The sequence below is a fragment of the Actinokineospora sp. UV203 genome (assembly GCF_056323665.1).
The window spans coordinates 1,237,152-1,256,654 of sequence record NZ_CM150484.1 but is presented as its reverse complement, the minus strand read 5'-3'; the positions used below and the strand labels follow the sequence as shown (position 1 = coordinate 1,256,654).

Sequence of the window (19,503 nt, the reverse complement as noted above, 5' to 3'; positions counted from 1 at the left end):
ACAATGACGTCATCGAAGCAGAGCAGAGCCGAGGCGCTGCCCGAGCACCTGCGCGCCCAACTCGCCCGCAGACTCGCGGGCCGCGCCGCACCCGCCCCGGACACCATCCCCACCGCACCCGGCGCCGGTCCGTTCCCCCTGTCCTCGGCCCAGCAGCGGCTGTGGTTCCTCAGCGAATTCCGCCCCGGCGGCAACGACTACAACAGCGGCACCGCCTTGCGCCTGACCGGCGACCTCGACGTGCCCGCCCTGATCGACGCGCTGCGAACCCTGCCGCGCAACCACGAATCGCTGCGGACCACGTTCGCCGAGGTCGACGGCAGGCCGGTGCAGGTCGTGCACCCCGCCGCCACACTCGACGTCCCGCTCGTGGACTGCGCCCGCGACGACCTCGACGCCCTGCTGCGCACCGAGTTCGCCCGGCCGTTCGACCTGCGCGAAGGCCCGCTGCTGCGGGCGCTGCTCGTCCGGCTCGACGAGCGCGAACACGTGCTGCTGCTCGCCTCCCACCACATCGTGGTCGACGGCTGGTCGCTGGGCGTGCTCATCGAGGACCTGGCGAAAGCCTATGCGGGCCAAGCGATATCCGGGCCCGCGCTGCGGTACGCGGACTTCGCGGTCTGGCAGCAGGGAAGGCTCACCGGCCCGGCGATGGCCGAACACCTCGACTACTGGCGCGACCGACTCGACAGCGCCGCGCCGCTGGACCTGCCGACCGATCGGCCGCGGCCCGCCGTGCGGTCCGTCGCGGGCGCCGCGCACCACTTCCGCGTCCCCAAGGATGTCTCCACCAAGCTCGCGGACCTGGCGCGCGCCAACGACACCACGCTGTTCACGACCTTGATGGCCGCCTGTCAGGTTTTGATGGCCCGCTACAGCGGCCAACGTGACATCTCGAACGGCACGGTCACCGCGGGCCGGTCCCTGGCGGAGCTGAACCGGGTCGTCGGGTTCTTCGTCAACACCGTCGTGCTGCGCTCCACAGTGGACCAGACGCGGACGTTCACCGAGTTCCTCGCCGAGGTCGACGGCACCGCCATGGACGCGTTCAGCCACGACGAGGTGCCCTTCGACCGGCTGGTCGAGGCCGTCGGCGCCCCGCGCGACCCGAGCCGCAACCCGCTGTTCGACGTGCTCGTCATGCTGCAGAACGCCCAGCGCGGCCTGCCCGAGTTCCCGGGAATCGCGGTGGAGGAGGTGGACCTGCGCCGCTGGGCGGCCAACTTCGACCTCAGCGTCGAGTTCACCGAGCGCGCCGAGCACCTCGACTGCGTGCTGGAGTACAGCTCCGACCTGTTCGACGCGGCCACGGTCGAGCGCATGGCCGGGCACCTGCTCGTCCTGCTCGACGCCATCGCCGCCGACCCGGACCGGCCGCTCGCGGAGCTGCCCTGGCTGAGCGCCGCCGAGACGGCCGCGCTCGACACCTGGAACGGCACCGGCCTCGACGTCCCCGCGACCACCTACCCGGCGCTGTTCGAGGCCCAGGTCCGCCGTACCCCGGGGATGACCGCGCTGGTCTGCGGTGAGGAGTCCTTGACCTACGGCGAGCTGAACGCCCGCGCCAACCGGCTGGCGCACCGGCTGATCGCCGACGGCGCCGCACCCGAGCGGGTCGTCGCGGTGGCCCTGCCCCGCTCGGTGGAGGCTGTCGTCGCCCAGCTCGCGGTGCTCAAGTCGGGCGCCGTCTACCTCCCCGTCGACCCCGCCTTACCCGCCGAGCGGCGGGGCAGGCTCATCGCCGACTCCGGCGCGGTCCTCGTCATCGACCATCCACTTGAGACAGTGGGTTTGCCTGACACCGACCCGGAAACTGGTCTGCGGCCGGACAACGCGGCGTATGTGATCTACACCTCCGGCTCCACCGGCCGTCCCAAGGGCGTGACCGTCGAGCATCGCAACCTCGTCAACCTGCTGCACAGCCACCGCGCGGACTTCGCGGGCGAGCGCAGGCTGCGGGTCGCGTTGTCGGCCGTGTTCTCCTTCGACACGTCGTGGGAGGGGCCGGTGCTCATGGCCGATGGCCACGAGCTGCACCTGCTGCCCGACGAGGTCCGGCTCGACCCGGAGGCGCTGGTCGACTACGTCGTCCGCAGGCGCATCGACTTCCTCGACCTCACACCGTCCTACCTGCGCCAACTCCTCCCGGCCGGGCTGCTCACCGGCGCGCACCGGCCCAGCGTCCTCATGCTCGGCGGTGAGGCGCTGCCCGAGGACCTGTGGCGTGACCTGGCCGCCGCCGACACCGTCGCGTACAACTTCTACGGCCCCACCGAAGTCACCGTCGACGCCCTGTCCGCGCCCGTGGCGGGCGACCGCCCGGTGATCGGCCGACCGCTGCGCAACCTGCGGGCCCACATCCTCGACGACGACCTGCGCCCGGTCCCCGTCGGCGTTCCCGGCGAACTGTTCCTCGCCGGCGCTCAGGTGGCCCGCGGCTACCTCGACCGGCCAGGACTCACCGCGGAGCGCTTCATCGCCGATCCCTTCCACGGTGGGCGGATGTACCGCACCGGTGACCTCGCCCGGTGGACGGCCGAGGGGACCGTGGAATACCTGGGCCGCACCGACGAACAGGTCAAGATCCGCGGCTTCCGCATCGAGCCGGGGGAGGTCGAGGCCGCGCTGCTCGGCTGCGCCGGCATCCGCGCGGCCGCGGTCGTGGCCCGCGAGGACGACGGCCACCGCAGGCTCGTCGCCTACGTCGTCGCCGCCGACACGATCGACCCGGCCACGCTGCGGGCCACCTTGAAGGCCACGCTGCCCGACTACCTGGTGCCCGCCGCGTTCGTCCCGCTCGACGCGCTGCCTGTCACCTCGAACGGCAAGCTCGACCGGCACGCCCTGCCCGCGCCCAGCGTGCGCGCGGAGGTCGAGGGAACTTACGTGGGTCCGCGCACCGACACCGAGGCGCTGCTCGCGGACCTCTGGGCGGACGTGCTCGGCGCCGACCGGGTCGGGGTCACGGACAACTTCTTCGCCCTGGGCGGTGACTCCATCCTCAGCATCCAACTGGTGTCCAAGGCCCGGCAGGCGGGCCTGCGGATCACCTCGCGGGACGTGTTCACCCACCAGACCGTCGCCGAACTCGCCCTGGTCACCTCCCGCGCGACCGTCGCCGCACAGGCCCCGGCGCGGACCGGTCCGGCGCCGCTCACCCCGATCCAGCGCTGGTTCTTCGACACCCACGGCGACACCTCGAACTTCACCATGTCCGTCCTGGTCGACCTCGCTCCCTCCGCCGACCACGCCGCCTTGGAACGCGCGTTGGCCGCGGTGGTCGAGCACCACGCCGCCCTGCGCAGCCGATTCCGCCTGGGGCACCAGGAATCCGCCGACGCCGACGTGACTCTGCACCGGCATGAGGTGTCCGACGCCGCGGAGATCCCGGCGCTGGCCGACGCCGCCCGCGCGACCCTCGACCCCAGCGCGGGTCGGCTGGTGCGGGCGCTGCTGATCGAGGGACTGGGCCGGCCGCGGCTCTTCCTGACCGTGCACCACCTCGTGATGGACGGCGTCTCGTGGCGCATCGTCCTCGACGACCTGACCACCGCCTACCAGCACTGCGTCCAAGGGATGGACGTGCGGCTCGCCCCGGTCGGCACGCCGTTCGCCGAGTGGTCCCACCGGCTCGCCGAGCACGTCGCCACCGGCGCTTTCGACGCCGACCTCGCCCACTGGGCCGCCGTACCAGCCCCGGAACCGCTGCCCGTCGACCACGACGGCGCCAACCTGGCGGGCGACACCCGCTCGGTCACCATCCGCCTGGACCCCGACACCACCGCCGCACTCCTGCACCGCGTGCCCGACCGCTACCGCACCCAGGTCAACGACGTGCTGCTCAGCGCCCTCGGCCGCGTGCTCGCCGACTGGACCGGCCGCCACCGGGTGAGCCTCACCCTGGAGGGCCACGGCCGGGAGGAGATCCTCGACGGCGTCGACCTGTCCCGCACGGTCGGCTGGTTCACCACCCAGTTCCCCGTGGCGCTCGACCTGCCCGACCGCGACTGGGGCACCACCCTGAAAGCGGTCAAGGAGCAGCTGCGGGCGGTGCCGCACAAGGGAATGAGCTACGAGGCACTGCGCTATCTGCGGCCCGGCACCGGCCTCGACGGCACAGCTCTGCCCGGGGTCTGCTTCAACTACCACGGCCAGTTCGACACCGCCGACCACACCGGCCTGATCGGCGCCCGGCACAGCGAATCCGGCGCCGAGATCGACCCGGCGTCCACAAGGGACTTCCAGCTCGACGTGTCCGGCTTGGTCGAAGCGGGCGAACTCGCCCTGACCTGGCAGTACTCATCGAAGTTGCACGATGAGTCCACCGTGCGCGGACTCGCCGATGCCATGGCCCGCGCCCTCGCGGAGATCGCCGCCCACTGCGCCCAGCCGGGTGCGGGCGGGCGGACCCCCTCGGACTTTCCGCTGGCCCGGCTCACTGAGTCCCAAGTGGACGCGATCGCGGGCGACGGCACGGGCGTCGAGGACGTCTACCCGCTCACGCCGCTGCAGGCGGGCATGGTGTTCCACAGCCTGGTCGACCCGGACGGCGGCAGCTACGTCGACCAGGTCCGCATCGTGCTCGACGGCGTCGCCGACCCCGCCGCGCTCACCGAGGCGTTCCAGCGGGTGGTCGACCGGACCCCGATCCTGCGCACCAGCGTGGTGTGGGAAGGCGTGGACGAGCCGGTCCAGGTCGTCCGCACCCGGGTCGAGGTGGCCGCGGACCACCATGACTGGCGCGAACTGTCCGAAGTGGACCGTGAGGCCGCGCTCGTCGACCTGCTTGCCGCCGACCGGGCGCGGGGCTTCGACTTGGGGAGCGCGCCGCTGCTGCGGGTCGCCGTCGCCCGCTGGACCGACGACCGGGCCGTCCTCGTGTGGTCGTCGCACCACGTGCTGCTCGACGGCTGGAGCACCGGCCAGGTGTTCGCCGAGGTCTGCGCCCACTACCGCGCCATCACCCACGGCAGGCCCGCCGCCGCTCCCGCGCGCAGGCCGTTCCGTGACTACCTGCGCTGGCTGGCCGAGCAGGACACGGCCGCCGCCGACGCGCACTGGGCGGGCGTGCTCGACGGGTTCGACACCCCCGTCGCCGTGCCGTACGACCGGCCGCCCACCCAGGCGCACCGCACCGAGTCCAGCGCGTCGGTCCGCCGCGGCCTCGACCGGGCCGCGTCCGACCGCCTCCGCGCCGCCGCCCAGCGGGCTGGTCTCACGGTGAACACCGTGGTCCAGGGCGCGTGGGCGTTGCTGCTGTCGCGCTGGGCGGGCGCCGACGACGTGGTGTTCGGCAGCACGGTCTCCGGGCGCCCGGCCGAACTCGCGGGTGTGGAGTCGATGGTCGGCATGTTCATCAACACCGTGCCCACCCGGGTGCGGGTCGACCCGGACCGGCAGGCGGGGGAGTGGCTACGCGACCTGCAGGCCGCGCAGAGCGAGTCCCGGCGGTTCGATTTCCTTGCCCTGAACCGGATCCAGGCCCACAGCGCGGTGACTCCGCTGTTCGACAGCGTGGTGGTGTTCGAGAACTACCCGTTCGAGGACGCCTCCAGCGACGACGGCATCCGGGTCGCCGAGGTCCACGCGGTGGACACCACCAACCTGCCGCTCACCCTGTCCGCGCACGTGGACGACCGCGTCCACCTCGACCTCGCCTACGACCCCGCCCTCCTCGACGAGACCACCGCCGAGCGGGCCGCGGGCTGGCTGCTGTCGCTGATCACCGGCCTCGGCGAGAACCCCGAACGCCCGCTCGCGGACCTGCCGTGGCTGACCGCCGAGGACCGACGGCAGGTGGTGGTCGACTTCAACGACACCGCGTGCGAGATGCCGTCGACGCTGTTCCCCGAGGTGTTCGAGCGCCAGGCCGCCCGCACCCCGGACGCCGTGGCGGTGGTGTGCGGCGACACCACGCTGACCTACGCCGAACTCGACGCGGCGGCCAACCGGCTGGCGCACCGGCTCATCGCCGAGGGCGCGGGCCCGGAGCGGATCGTCGCGCTCACCCTGCCGCGTTCGGCGGACACCGTCGTGGCGATCCTCGCCGTGGGCAAAGCGGGTGCGGCGTTCCTGCCAGTCGACCCGACCCTGCCCGCCGAGCGGATCGAGTTCCTGCTGCGCGACGCCGACCCGGTCACCGTGCTCGACCAGATCGGCGACACCTCCGGGTATCCCGACACCGCTCCCGGCGTCACCGTGCGGCCGGAGCAAGCCGCGTACGTCATCTACACCTCCGGTTCGACCGGCAAGCCCAAGGGCGTCGTCGTGCACCACGGCGGCCTGGCCAACCTGTTCCACGACCACGCCATCGACCTGCCCGGAAGCGCCAGGGACCGGTTCGCGCTCACCGCCACGTTCTCCTTCGACACCGCGATCGAGGGCCTGCTGTTCCTCGCCGCGGGCCACGAACTGCACGTCATCGACGAGAACCTCCGGCTCGACCCCGACGCGCTTGTCACCTACCTCACCGAGCGCGCCATCACCGTCGTGGACCTGACCCCCACCTACGCCACCCAACTGGTCCCGGCCGGGCTGCTCGACGCGCCGCTGCGGCTGCTCATGCTCGGCGGCGAGGCGACCCCGGAGTCGCTGTGGCGCGAGATCGGCGCACGTCCGGGGCTCGAAGCGGTCAACTACTACGGTCCCACCGAGTGCTCCGTGGACGCCACGGTCTGCCGTACGAGCGACGCCGAACGTCCCTTGATCGGCAGGCCGCTGCGCAACCTGCGCGCCTACGTCCTCGACCAGGACCTGGACCCGCAGCCGCCGTGCGTGCCCGGCGAGCTGTACCTCGCAGGCCCGCAGCTCGCCCGCGGCTACCTCGACCGGCCCGGCCTCACCGCTGACCGGTTCATCGCCAACCCCTTCGACGGCGGTCGGATGTACCGCACCGGGGACCGCGTGCGGTGGACCGCCGACGGCAGGCTCGACTACCTCGGCCGGGTCGACGACCAGGTCAAGATCCGTGGCTTCCGGATCGAGCCCGGGGAGGTCGCCGCGGCCCTGCGCGAGCGGCCCGGTGTCCGCGACGCCGCCGTGGTCGCGCACGCCGACACCGCCGGCCACCGGCTCGTCGCCTACGTCGTCGGCGAGCCCGGCGACCTGCGTGCCGACCTGGCCCGGGTGCTGCCCGACTACCTAGTGCCCGCCGCGTTCGTCACCGTCGACGCGCTTCCCCTGACCTCCAGCGGGAAGCTCGACCGGCGCGCGCTGCCCGCCCCCGACTTCACCGCCGCCTCCACCTACGTCGCGCCGCGCACCGAGGCTGAGGGGACCGTGGCCGCGGCCTGGGCCGACGTCCTCGGCGTGCCGAGGGTCGGGGTGGAGGACAACTTCTTCGCCCTCGGCGGCGACTCCATCCTCAGCATCCGCGTGGTGTCCCGGCTGCGGGCCGCGTTCGGCGTCCAGCTCTCGCCGCGCGCCATCTTCGACCACCCCACGGTCGCCGCGCTCGCCCGCGCCATCCCCGGCGGGGACACCAGCGTCATTCCCCGCCACGACGGACCCGCGCCACGCTCGTTCGCGCAGGACCGGCTGTGGTTCCTCGACCAGTTCGAGCCGGGCGACACCGAGTACGTCAGCCCGACCGCGCTGCACCTGTCCGGGCCGCTCGACGTCCCCGCGCTGACCACCGCGCTGACCGGCCTGATCGCCCGCCACGAGTCCCTGCGGACCACCTTCGACGACACCGGGACACGCGTCGGCGAGCCGTATCCGGCGTCGCTGACGCTGATCGAGACCGACGACCTCGACCAGGTCCTCACCGAGGAGAGCACGCGCCCGTTCGACCTGCGCCGCGGTCCGCTGCTGCGCACGACCCTGATCCGGCTCGGCGCCGAGGAGCACGTCCTCGTCCTGACCTTGCACCACATCATCACCGACGGCTGGTCCACAGCCGTGCTGACCGAGGACCTCGCCGACCTCTACCAGGCGGCACTGTCCGGTGTGGACGCCGAGCTGCCGCCGATTCCGCTGCGTTACAGCGATTTCGCGGCCTGGCAGCGCGAACAGCCGACCGACAAGCAACTCGACTACTGGCGTGGCGCGCTCGACGGCATCGAGCCGCTGCGCCTGCCGACCGACCGACCACGGCCCGCCGTCCGCTCGACAGCGGGCGCGTCACACGAGTTCGCGCTCTCCCAGGAGATTGCCTCCGCGCTCAGACAGGGCGAGGGCACGCTGTTCATGGCGCTCCTCGCCGCCTGTCAGATCATGTTCGCCCGCTACAGCGGGCAGAGCGACATCGCGGTCGGGACCGCGGCGTCCGGGCGGGAGCGCGCGGAGTTGGAGCGGATCGTCGGATTCTTCGTCAACACCCTCGTCCTGCGCTCCACAGTGGACACCCGGAGGACCTGCACCGACCTGCTCGCCGAGGTCCGCGCGACCGTTCTCGACGCGTTCGCCAGCCAGGATGTCCCGTTCGAGCGGGTGGTCGACGCACTGGCCCCCGAGCGCGACCCCAGCCGCTCGCCGCTGTTCGACGTGATGGTGCTGCTGCAGAACACCCCCGATGAGATCCCGGACCTCGCGGGCCTCACCGTGACCGAGGTGCGGGTCCCGGTGATCACCTCGACCTGCGACCTGACCATCGAGTTCCAGGAGTCCGGGCACGGTCTGCGCGGAGCGGTCGAATACAACCCGGACCTGTTCGACCCCGGCACGATCGAGCGGATGGTCGGACACCTGACCGTGCTGCTGACCGAGATCGCCGCGAACCCGCACCGGCCGATCGGCGAACTGCCCCTGGCCGATGAACGGGCACAGCTGGCCCGGTGGCAGGGCGGCGGCCGGTCTGTCGACGAGGTCGCGCCGCACCAGGTTTTCGCTGCCCAGGCCGCGGCCACACCCGGCGCGACCGCAGTGGTCTGCGGCGCGGACGCCCGCACGTTCGGCGACCTCGACGCCACCGCGAACCGCTTGGCGCATCTGCTGATCGAGCGCGGCGCGGCGCCGGAACGCCTGGTCGCGCTCACACTGCCGCGGTCCGCCGATCTCGTACTGGCGATCATGGCCGTCCTCAAAACCGGGGCCGCCTACCTCCCGGTCGACCCGACGCTGCCGCGGGAGCGGATCGACTTCCTGCTCGCCGACGCCGATCCGGTCACCGTGCTCGACGCGATCCCGGACACCGACGGCCACCCGGACACCGACCCGGACGTCGCGCCCCATCCGCGCCACCCGGCCTACGTCATCCACACGTCGGGCTCCACCGGCACACCCAAGGGTGTCGTGGTCGACCACGGCAACCTGGCGGCGCTGTTCGCCCACCAGCGCGCCGAGCTGATGGCGGGGGAGCGGCTGCGCTACGGGCAGACCTCGGTGTTCTCCTTCGACACCGCCGTCGAAGGCCTGCTGTTCCTCGCCGCGGGCCACGAGCTGCACGTCATCGAGGACGACACCCGCCTCGACCCGCACGCGCTCGTCGCCTACGCCGACCGGCACCTCGACGTCCTCGACGTGACCCCGGCGCACGCCCGCAGACTCCTCGACGCCGGACTCACCGGCACCGCCCTGCGCACGCTCACCCTCGGCGGCGAGGCGATCGACCCGGAACTGTGGCGCGCGCTCGCCGACGCGGACCTGGCCGCCGTCAACCTCTACGGCCCCACCGAAGTGACGGTGGACGCGACGTGGAGCCGGGTCACGGGGGAGCGGCCGGTGATCGGCAAGCCCCTGTCGACCGTGCGCGTGTACGTGCTGGACGACGACTTGCGGCCCGCGCCGATCGGTGTGCCCGGCGAACTGCACCTCGCCGGTCCGCAGGTCGCCCGCGGCTACCTCGGCAGGCCCGGCCTCACCGCCGAGCGGTTCATCGCCGACCCCTTCCACGCCGGCCGGATGTACCGGACCGGCGACCGGGCCCGCTGGCTCGCTGACGGAACCCTGGAATACCTCGGCCGCGCCGACGACCAGGTCAAGATCCGCGGCTTCCGGGTCGAACCGGGCGAGGTGACCGCCGCCCTGCTGCGCCACCCGGACGTCCGCGAGGCCGCGGTCGTCGCCCGCGTGGCCGGGGAACACCAGCGGCTCGTCGGCTACGTCGTGGCCGACACCGCGGACGACCTCGCCGCGTTCCTGCGCCGCAGCCTGCCCGAGTACCTGGTCCCGTCCGCCATCGTCTGCTTGGACCGGCTCCCGACTACCGCCAACGGCAAGCTCGACCACCGCGCGCTGCCCGCCCCCGAGCTGCCCGACCCGACCGGGTTCGTGCCGCCGCGGCCGGGGGTCGAAGCCGAGTTGGCGGCGATCTGGGCTGACGTGCTGGGGGTGGACCGGGTCGGCGCGCGGGACAACTTCTTCGCCCTCGGCGGCGACTCGATCCTGAGCATGCAGGTCGTGTCCCAGGCCCGCCGCGCCGGACTGCGCCTGACGTCGAAGGACATCTTCCTGCGCCAGACCGTCGCCGACCTGGCCGTCGGCGTCGACCATTCCGTTGCCACGACGGAGATCGAGGCCGCCGGACCGGCCCCGCTGACTGCGATCCAGCACTGGTTCTTCAGCACCCGCGCGCCCGGGCACCGCGACCACTTCGCCATGTCCATGACCGTCTCGCTCGACCCGGACGTCGACGTCAACCGCCTCCGCAGTGCCCTCAACACCGTCGTCACGCACCACGACGCCCTGCGCACCCGGTTCTTGGATGACAATGGGTGGCGACAGGAGCCGACCGCGGTGGGGGAGCTGCTGCGGGTGGCGGAGGGCGATCCGGACGAGGAAGCCCTGGCCGCGCAGACCGCCCTGCGGATCGCCGATGGCGAGATGGTGCGTGCGGTCCTGTTCACGGGTGCCGAACCGCGTTTGTTCCTCGCGGTGCACCACCTTGTCGTGGACGCGGTGTCCTGGCGCATCCTGCTGACCGACCTCGAACGCGCCTACGCCGGTGACCCACTGGAATCGACTGTCCCGTTCGGACAGTGGGCGCGGCGGCTTGCCGACCATGTCGCGAACGGTGGATTCGATGACGATCTTCCCTTCTGGCAGTCGATCCCAGCCGTCCCGCCGCTGCCGATCGACAGCGCGGACAACTCCGTCGGAGCCGCGCGCACGGTCTCAGTGACGCTCGACGAGGCCACGACGGACGCCCTGCTCCACCAGGTGCCCGAGGTCTACCGCACCCAGGTCAACGACGTGCTGCTCGCCGCGCTCGGCCGCGTCCTGACGGACTGGACTGGTCACGACCGGGCGCTGGTGACACTGGAAGGGCACGGTCGCGAGGACGTGCTCGACGGCCTCGACGTCGGCGGCACGGTTGGCTGGTTCACCAGCCAGTTCCCGGTCGCTCTCGACCTTCCGGACGGCGACTGGGGCACGGTCCTGAAGTCGGTCAAGGAGACCCTGCGCGCCGTCCCGCGCCGCGGCCTGAGCTTCGAGGCGCTGCGCTACCTGCGCGCCGACAACGGTTTGGCGGCAGTCCCCGAACCGCAGGTGATCTTCAACTACCTGGGCCGCTGGGACGACGACTCCGGCACCGGCCTGCTGCGCGCCAAGGCTCCCGACCTCGGCCGCGACATCGCCCCGGACAGCGGGCGCAGTCACCTGCTCGACATCACCGCCGCGGTCTCGGCGGGCAGGCTGCACCTCGATTGGGAGTTCGTCGGCGATGAGACCACCGTGCGAGACCTGGCCGAGGCGATGTCGGACGCCCTGCGGGAGATCGTGGCGCACTGCGCCGACCCCGGCGCGGGCGGCCGCACCCCGTCCGACTTCCCCCTCGCCCGACTCGACCAGTCCGAAGTAGACGCTCTTGGTGTCGCCGAGGACGTCTACCCGCTCACCCCGCTGCAGTCCGGGATGCTGTTCCACAGCCTGCTGGACGGCGGCTCCGCCTACGTCAACCGGACCCGGCTCCGGCTGCGCGGAGTGCGGGACCCGCACGCTCTCGGCGCGGCCTGGCTGCGCGTCGCCGAGCGGACGCCGATCCTGCGCACCGACGTCGTCTGGCAGGGCGTCCCCCAACCGCTGCAGGTCGTCCGCCACGACCCGCGCGTGTCTGTCGAGTACCGGCCGGTGACGGCCGAGGACGAGACCGCGGGCATCGACGTGGCCGCGGGTCCGCTGACCCGAGTGGTCATCGGCCCGGTGTCCGGTGACACCGTCGACCTGCTGTGGACGTCGCACCACCTGCTGCTGGACGGGTGGAGCACCGCGCACGTCTTCGCCGACGTCCTCGCCGAGTACGCCGGCCAGGGAAGTCCCGCGCGCCGCCCGTTCCGCGACTACCTGGCGTGGCTGGCCGACCAGGACACCGTTGCCGCCGAACAGCACTGGCGCGCGGTCCTGTCCGATGTGGACGGACGCACCCCGCTGCCGTTCGACCGGCGCCCGGTCGACGCCCACCGCGCCGAGTCCACCGGGCACATCCGGGCAGGCCTGCCCGCCGGGCCGGTGGAGCGGATGGCCCGCGCCCACGGGCTCACCGTGAACACCGTCGTGCAGGGGGCGTGGGCGCTGCTGCTGTCCCGGCACAGCGGCGAGGACGACGTCGTGTTCGGCACGACCGTGTCCGGGCGGCCCGACGACCTGCCGGGCGTGGAGTCCATGGTCGGGATGTTCATCAACACCGTGCCCACCCGCGTGCGGGTCGACGGTGCCGACACGGTGTTGTCCTGGCTGCGCGCGCTCCAAGCCGAGCAGGCCGAGTCCCGCCGGTTCGACTTCGTGTCGCTGGCCCAAGTCCAGTCGTGGAGCGCGGTGCCCGCGGGCGAGCCGCTGTTCGACAGCGTCGTGGCGTTCGAGAACTTCCCGGAGGGGTCGGAGACCGCGGGCGCACCCACCGTCGAGTCTGTCGAGGCCGCGGAGACCACCAACCTCCCCCTGAGCGTCGCCGCGCATCTCGATGGCGCCGACCTGCGCGTGGAACTCGGCTACGACCCCCGGCTGTTCGACGGCGCCACCGCCCGCACCCTCACCCGGCGACTGACCGCACTCATCGAGGCCATCGCCGCCACTCCCGGCAGCCCAATCGCCGACCTCCCCTGGCTGTCCACAGAGGAATCGGAACTCCTCGCGTCCTGGAACGACACAGCTCGCCAGATCACCCCCACGGTGTTCGCCGACCTCTTCACCGCTCCCGACGCGCCCACCGTCGAAGACGGCGACACCGCCCGCACCTACGTCGACCTCTTCACCGCCGCTGCCGCCCGCACTCCCGACGCGCCCGCCGTCGAGGACGGCGACACCGTCCTCACCTATGCCGACCTGAACGCCGCCGCCAACCGCCTGGCCCACCACCTCATCGCCAAGGGCGCCGCCCCCGAACGCGTCGTCGCCCTGCGCCTACCCCGCTCCGCGGACCTGGCCGTCGCACAACTGGCCGTCCTGAAGGCAGGCGCCGCCTACCTCCCCGTCGACCCGGCCTACCCACCCGACCGCATCACCTTCATGCTCGACGACGCCCGCCCAGTCCTGGTCCTCGATGCCTTGCCCGACACCTCCGCGTTCCCCTCGACCGACCCGGCCGTCGACCTCCGCGCGGCGTCACCCGCGTACCTGATCTACACCTCCGGCTCGACCGGAACCCCCAAGGGCGTCCTCGTGACCCACACCGGCCTGGTGAACTTCGCGACCGCCGAACTGGGCCACTTCGACGTTCACCCCGGCGACCGTGTCCTGGCCTTCTCCTCGCCCAGCTTCGACGCGTCGGTGCTGGAGTGGGCCGTGGCCCTCGCCGGCGGCGCCACCCTGGTCGTCCCCCCTCCCGGCCCACTGCTGGGCGCCGAACTCGCCGAAACCCTGACCTGCCAACGCATCTCCCATGCCCTCATCCCCCCTGTCGCCCTCGCCACCGTCCCGGACGGCCACTACCCGCACTTGCACACCCTGATCGTCGGCGGCGACACCTGCCCCGCCGACCTGGTCCGCCGCTGGTCGCCTGGCCACCGGATGATCAACGCCTACGGCCCCACCGAGGCGACCGTCGTGGCCACCTGGACCCAACCCCTGTCGACTGCCATGGAAACTTCCACTGCCGACACATCCGGCCCGACCGTCGTCGCCGCCCGGCCCCAATCCCCGTCGACTGCCACAGAAGCAGCCACGGCCGACACATCCGGCCCGACCGGGTTCATCCAGCCATCCACAACAGACCTCCCACCCACCATCGGCCGCCCCCTGCCGAACACCCGAGCCCATGTGCTCGACCGCGACCTGCGCCCAGTCCCACCCGGCGTGCCCGGCGAGCTGTATCTCGCCGGTGTCGGCCTGGCCCGCGGCTACCTGCGCAGGCCCGGCCTCACCGCCCAGCGGTTCCTGGCCGACCCCTTCGGCGCACCCGGCGATCGCATGTACCGCACCGGCGACATCGTCCGCTGGACCCCCCAAGGCGAGCTGGTATTCCTCGGCCGCGTCGACAACCAGGTCAAACTGCGCGGCTTCCGCATCGAACTGGGTGAGATCGAGGCCGCCCTCACCGCTCTCCCCGGGGTGACCGCCGCCGCGGCCATCGTCGGCGAAGACGAATCTCCACGACTCGTCGCCTACCTTGTCGGCCACACCGACGACCCGCGGGCCGCCCTCGCGCGCACCCTGCCCGAGCACATGGTGCCCGCCGCGTTCGTGACGCTCGACGCCCTCCCGCTCACCCCGAACGGCAAACTCGACCGCCGCGCCCTGCCCGCTCCCGAGTGGACACCCGCCGCCGGGCACGTGCCCCCGCGCACTCCCGAGGAGCGCGCCGTCGCCGCCGTGTGGTCGGACGTGCTCGGCGTCCCCGAGGTCGGCGCGTCGGACAACTTCTTCCTGCTGGGCGGCGATTCCATCCTCAGCATCCGCGTCGTCTCCCGCCTGCGGGCGGTGCTCGGCGTCGACGTGTCACCCCGGCTGCTGTTCACCCATCCCACAGTCGAAGCCCTCGTCGCGGCTCTTGGTGGGGCAGGCCACGAGCCCATCCCCAGACTCCCCGACGATGCTGACGCCCCGCTGTCGTTCGCCCAGGCCCGCCTCTGGTTCCTCCAGCAGTTCGACCCCGACAGCACCGAGTACGTGACACCCCTGCCTCTGCGGCTCCGCGGCAGACTCGACATCGACGCGCTCTCGGCCGCCGTCACCGCCCTGGTCGCCCGCCACGAGGCGTTGCGCACGACATTCCACGAGAAGGACGGCACCGGCGTGCAGACCGTGCACCCGCCCACACAAGTCCGGATACCGGTTGTCGACGACATGCCGCCCGCGCTTCCCTTCGATCTCAGCGAAGGGCCACTGCTGCGAACCACCCTGGTCCGAGTCGCCGAGGACGAGCACATCCTCGCGATGACCATGCACCACATCGTCACCGACGGCTGGTCCGCCAACGTCCTTATGACCGACCTCGCCGAGCTGTACCGGGCCGAGGTCACCGGCACCGAGCCCGACCTGCCCGCGCTCCCCGTGCGCTACCGCGACTTCGCCGCCTGGCAGCGCGGCCGCACCGACATCATGGCGACCCAACTCGCCCACTGGCGCGACATCCTCGCAGGCGTGCCCGCCCTCGACCTCCCGACCGACCACCCGCGTCCCCCGGTCCACACCACCACCGGCGCACAGCTCGGGTTCACCATCCCCGCCGATGTCGCCAACCCGCTCCGTGCCTTGGCCCGCGGGCAAGACGGCACCCTGTTCATGGCCCTGGTGGCCGCCTGCCAGGTGCTGCTGCACCGCTTCTCCGGACAGGACGACATCGCCGTCGGCACCGTCTCCGCCGGCCGCGAACACCCGGACCTGCGACAGCTGGTCGGCTTCTTCGTGAACACCCTCGTCCTTCGGTCCACAGTGGACCCAAGAGAACCGTTCGCGGACTTCCTGGCCCGTGTCCGCACAACGGTTCTCGACGCCTTCGCCCACCAGGACGTCCCCTTCGAGCGCGTCGTCGACGCCGTCGCCCCCGACCGCGACACCAGCCGCACCCCGCTGTTCCAGGCCATGGTGGTCCTGCAGAACGCCGTCGGCGAGACCACCAGCCTCCACGGCCTCACCGCCGAGGACGTCGCGACCGACTCGGTGACCGCGAGCTACGACGTCACCTTCGAATTCCACGAGACCGACGACGGCGCCCTCCACACCACCCTCGACTACAACACCGACCTCTTCGAGCCCGACACAGCGACCCGCCTCGCCGACGCCCTGCGACTCCTCCTCACCGCCGCGGCGACCGCCCCCGCCACACCGGTCGGCATGCTCCCGGTGATCACCGACGCCGAACAAACGCGGATGCGGACGTGGAACGACACCGCGCACCCGGTCCCCGCCGCATCGCTGGCCGAGCTGGTACGCGCCCAAGCCGCCCGCACCCCACACGCGCCCGCCATCATCGCCGGCGAGGTCGTGATCGACTACGCCACCCTGGAAGCCCGAACGAACCGCCTGGCCCGCGCGCTGACCGAGCGCGGCGCCCGCCCGGAGACCGTGGTGGCGATCATCCTGGGCCGCTCACCGGATTTGATCATCGCCGAACTCGCCGTCACCAAAACCGGCGCGGCCTTCCTCCCCATCGACCCGACCTACCCACCCGACCGCATCACCACCATGCTCGACGACGCCCGCCCGGCCCTGATCATCGACAGCCCCCTGACCGACCCCGACCCCAATCCCAGTCACGATTCGCACGACCACATCGCCGCTGACCACACCGCCGCCCAACGCCCTGCCGCCGACCACCACACCGTCGGCTACCACGCCTTGGCCCATCGCCCTGCCGCCGACCAGCCCGACGCCGACCACTCCACAGCCGCTGACCACACCGCCGCCCGCCACGGTGGCAACTCCGGGCTCCCCCTGGAACACCCCGCGTACGTCATCTACACCTCCGGCTCCACCGGCCGCCCGAAGGGCGTCGCCGTCACCCACGCGGGCCTGGCGTCCTTCTCCGCCGCCGAGATCGACCACTTCGACGTCCACGAAGGCGACCGCGTGCTGGCCTTCTCCTCACCCAGCTTCGACGCATCGATGCTGGAACTGTGCATGGCCCTGCCCGCGGGCGCCGCACTGGTGATCCCACCACCGGGCCCCCTGCTCGGCGACGACCTGGCAGGCGTCCTGCGCGACCACCGCATCACCCACACCCTCATCCCACCGGTAGCCCTCGCGACCGTCCCCGAGACCGATCTGCCCGACCTGCGCACCCTGATCGTCGGCGGCGACACCTGCTCAGCCGAATTGGTCGCCCGCTGGGCCCAAGGTCGGCGCATGATCAACGCCTACGGTCCGACCGAGTCCACCGTTGTGGCGACATGGAGTGAGCCGCTCGTCCCGGGCCACATCCCGCCGATCGGCGTGCCGATCCGCAACACCCGCGCGCACGTCCTGGACGATGACCTGCGACCGGTCCCCATCGGCGTCGCGGGGGAGCTGTACGTCGCGGGCGTCGGTTTGGCTCGCGGCTATCTGCACCGGCCCGGCCTGACCGCCCAGCGGTTCGTCGCCAACCCGTTCGGCGAGCCGGGGGAGCGGTTCTACCGCACCGGCGACCTCGTCCGCTGGACCCGCGGCGGCGACCTGGAGTTCGTCGGCCGCGCCGACGACCAGGTCAAGGTCCGCGGCTTCCGCATCGAGCTCGGCGAGGTCGAGTCGGCCCTGCGGAGCCACCCGGGCGTGGCCGACGCGGTGGCCACCGCGCACACCGACGCGGCGGGCCACAAGCGGCTCGTCGGCTACATCGCCGCCACGCACCCGCCGACCGCCGCCGAGCTGCGCGACTTCCTCAGCGCGACCCAACCCGACTACCTGGTGCCGACGGCGTTCGTCTTCCTCGACGCACTCCCGTTGTCTCCCAACGGAAAAATCGACCGCCGCGTCCTGCCCGAGCCCGAGATCCACGCCGCGGCCCACGTCGCCCCGACCAACCCCACCGAGGCCGCACTGGCCCGCATCTGGGCCGACGTGCTGGGCATCGACCGGGTCGGGATCTCCGACAACTTCTTCACCCTCGGCGGCGACTCGATCCTGAGCATCCAAGTCGTCGCCCGCGCCCGCCAGAGCGGAATGCGGCTGGCCACCAGAGACCTGTTCCTGCACCAGACGATCGCCGAACTCGCGCCCGCGGTCACGGTCCTGGAGCGCGCCGACCACACTCCGGTCGTCGGACCCGTGCCGCTCACCCCGATCCAGCACTGGTTCTTCGACGCCCAGAGAAGCAACCCCCACCACTTCAACCAGGCCCACTTCGCCGAGCTGACCGCGGAACCGGATGTCCCCGCACTGCGCGCCGCGTTCGACGCGCTCCTCACCCACCATGACGCGCTGCGGTTGCGCTTCCACCACGGCGACGGCGCCTGGCACCAGCACAACGCCGAACCCCGACCCGCGGACGTGTTCACCGAGCACAGCATGTCCACTGTGGACGAAGAGGGGCTGGAACGGGCAGCCGACCTCGTGCACGCCGGATTCGACATCGGCGAAGGCCCGCTGCTGCGGGCGGTCCTGTTCCACTTCGCCGACGGATCCCGGCCGCGCCTGCTGATGGTGGCGCACCACCTCGTCGTGGACGGTGTCTCCTGGCGCATCCTGCTCGACGACCTCGACACCGCCTACCAGCAGGCCCTGCACGGCAAGCCGACCGATCTTGGTGGCAAGACCACCTCGTTCCAGCAGTGGTCCACCCGACTCGGCGCCCTCGCCGCGGGCGGCGGACTCGACCACGAGCTCCCGTACTGGACCGCGGCGTCCGGCCGCGGTGGCGTGCCGGTCGACCACCCCGAACCCGTCCCGGGCACCCCGACCGACGCGGTATCGGTCCACCTCGACCCACAGGACACCGACGCCGTGCTGCGCGGTGCGCCGACCGCGTACCGCACGCGGATCAACGATGTGTTGCTCGCCGCCCTCGCCTGGTCGCTGTCGAGGTGGACCGGGCGTGAGGAGGTCGCCGTGCACCTGGAGGGGCACGGCCGCGAGGACATCATCGACGGGGTCGACCTTTCCCGGACCGTCGGCTGGTTCACCACGATGTTCCCGGTCGCCCTGACCGTTCCGCGTGGTGACTGGCGGACATTGATTCGGGCAGTGCGTAAGCAGCTGCGCGCGGTTCCGGGCAATGGCTTCGGCTACGGCGCCTTGCGCTACCTGGGTGGTTTGACCGATGACGGACCGGAGCCCGCGGTGTCGTTCAACTACCTCGGTCAGTTCGACTCTCGCGCACAGGATGAGGAGAGCAGCCTGTTCCACACCACACTCCCGGCCATCGGGCGCGACCACGACCCGGTCGACAGCGGGGGACATCTGCTCGACGTGGTCGGCGAAGCGGCCGACGGGACGCTGGCGTTCGCCTTCTACTACCGGCCGGACCGGCACGACCGCGGCACCGTCGAGCGAGTCGCCGCCGACTTCGCCACCGCCCTGCGCGAGATCGCCGCCGACTGCAGGCGGGCGCTGTGAGGCGTCGGCCGCTCGTCGCCGCGGCCCCGCGCGCGCCATCCGCCGACTGTCGGAGGGTGTCAAGAGGTATGGGTCGCTCGTTGTCGCGGCCCCGCGCGCGCCATCCGCGCGCGCCATCCGCCGACTGTCGGAGGGTGTCGTGAGTCCGCCTGTGTC

1 protein-coding gene is annotated in these 19,503 nt (G+C 72.1%); it reads left to right on the top strand.

The genetic code is table 11. The annotated features are described in order from the left end of the window. The first annotated feature begins 3 nt into the window (after positions 1-3). Positions 4-19,347: a non-ribosomal peptide synthase/polyketide synthase gene (locus ACUZ2Y_RS05515; protein WP_476327547.1), complete on the top strand. Its 19,344-nt coding sequence runs from the start codon at positions 4-6 to the stop codon at positions 19,345-19,347. Positions 19,348-19,503 lie beyond the last annotated feature (156 nt).

Excerpts from the sequence above, each read along its gene's own strand:
- ACUZ2Y_RS05515 (WP_476327547.1), top strand. The coding sequence starts at position 4 with ATGACGTCATCGAAGCAGAGCAGAGCCGAGGCGCTGCCCGAGCACCTG.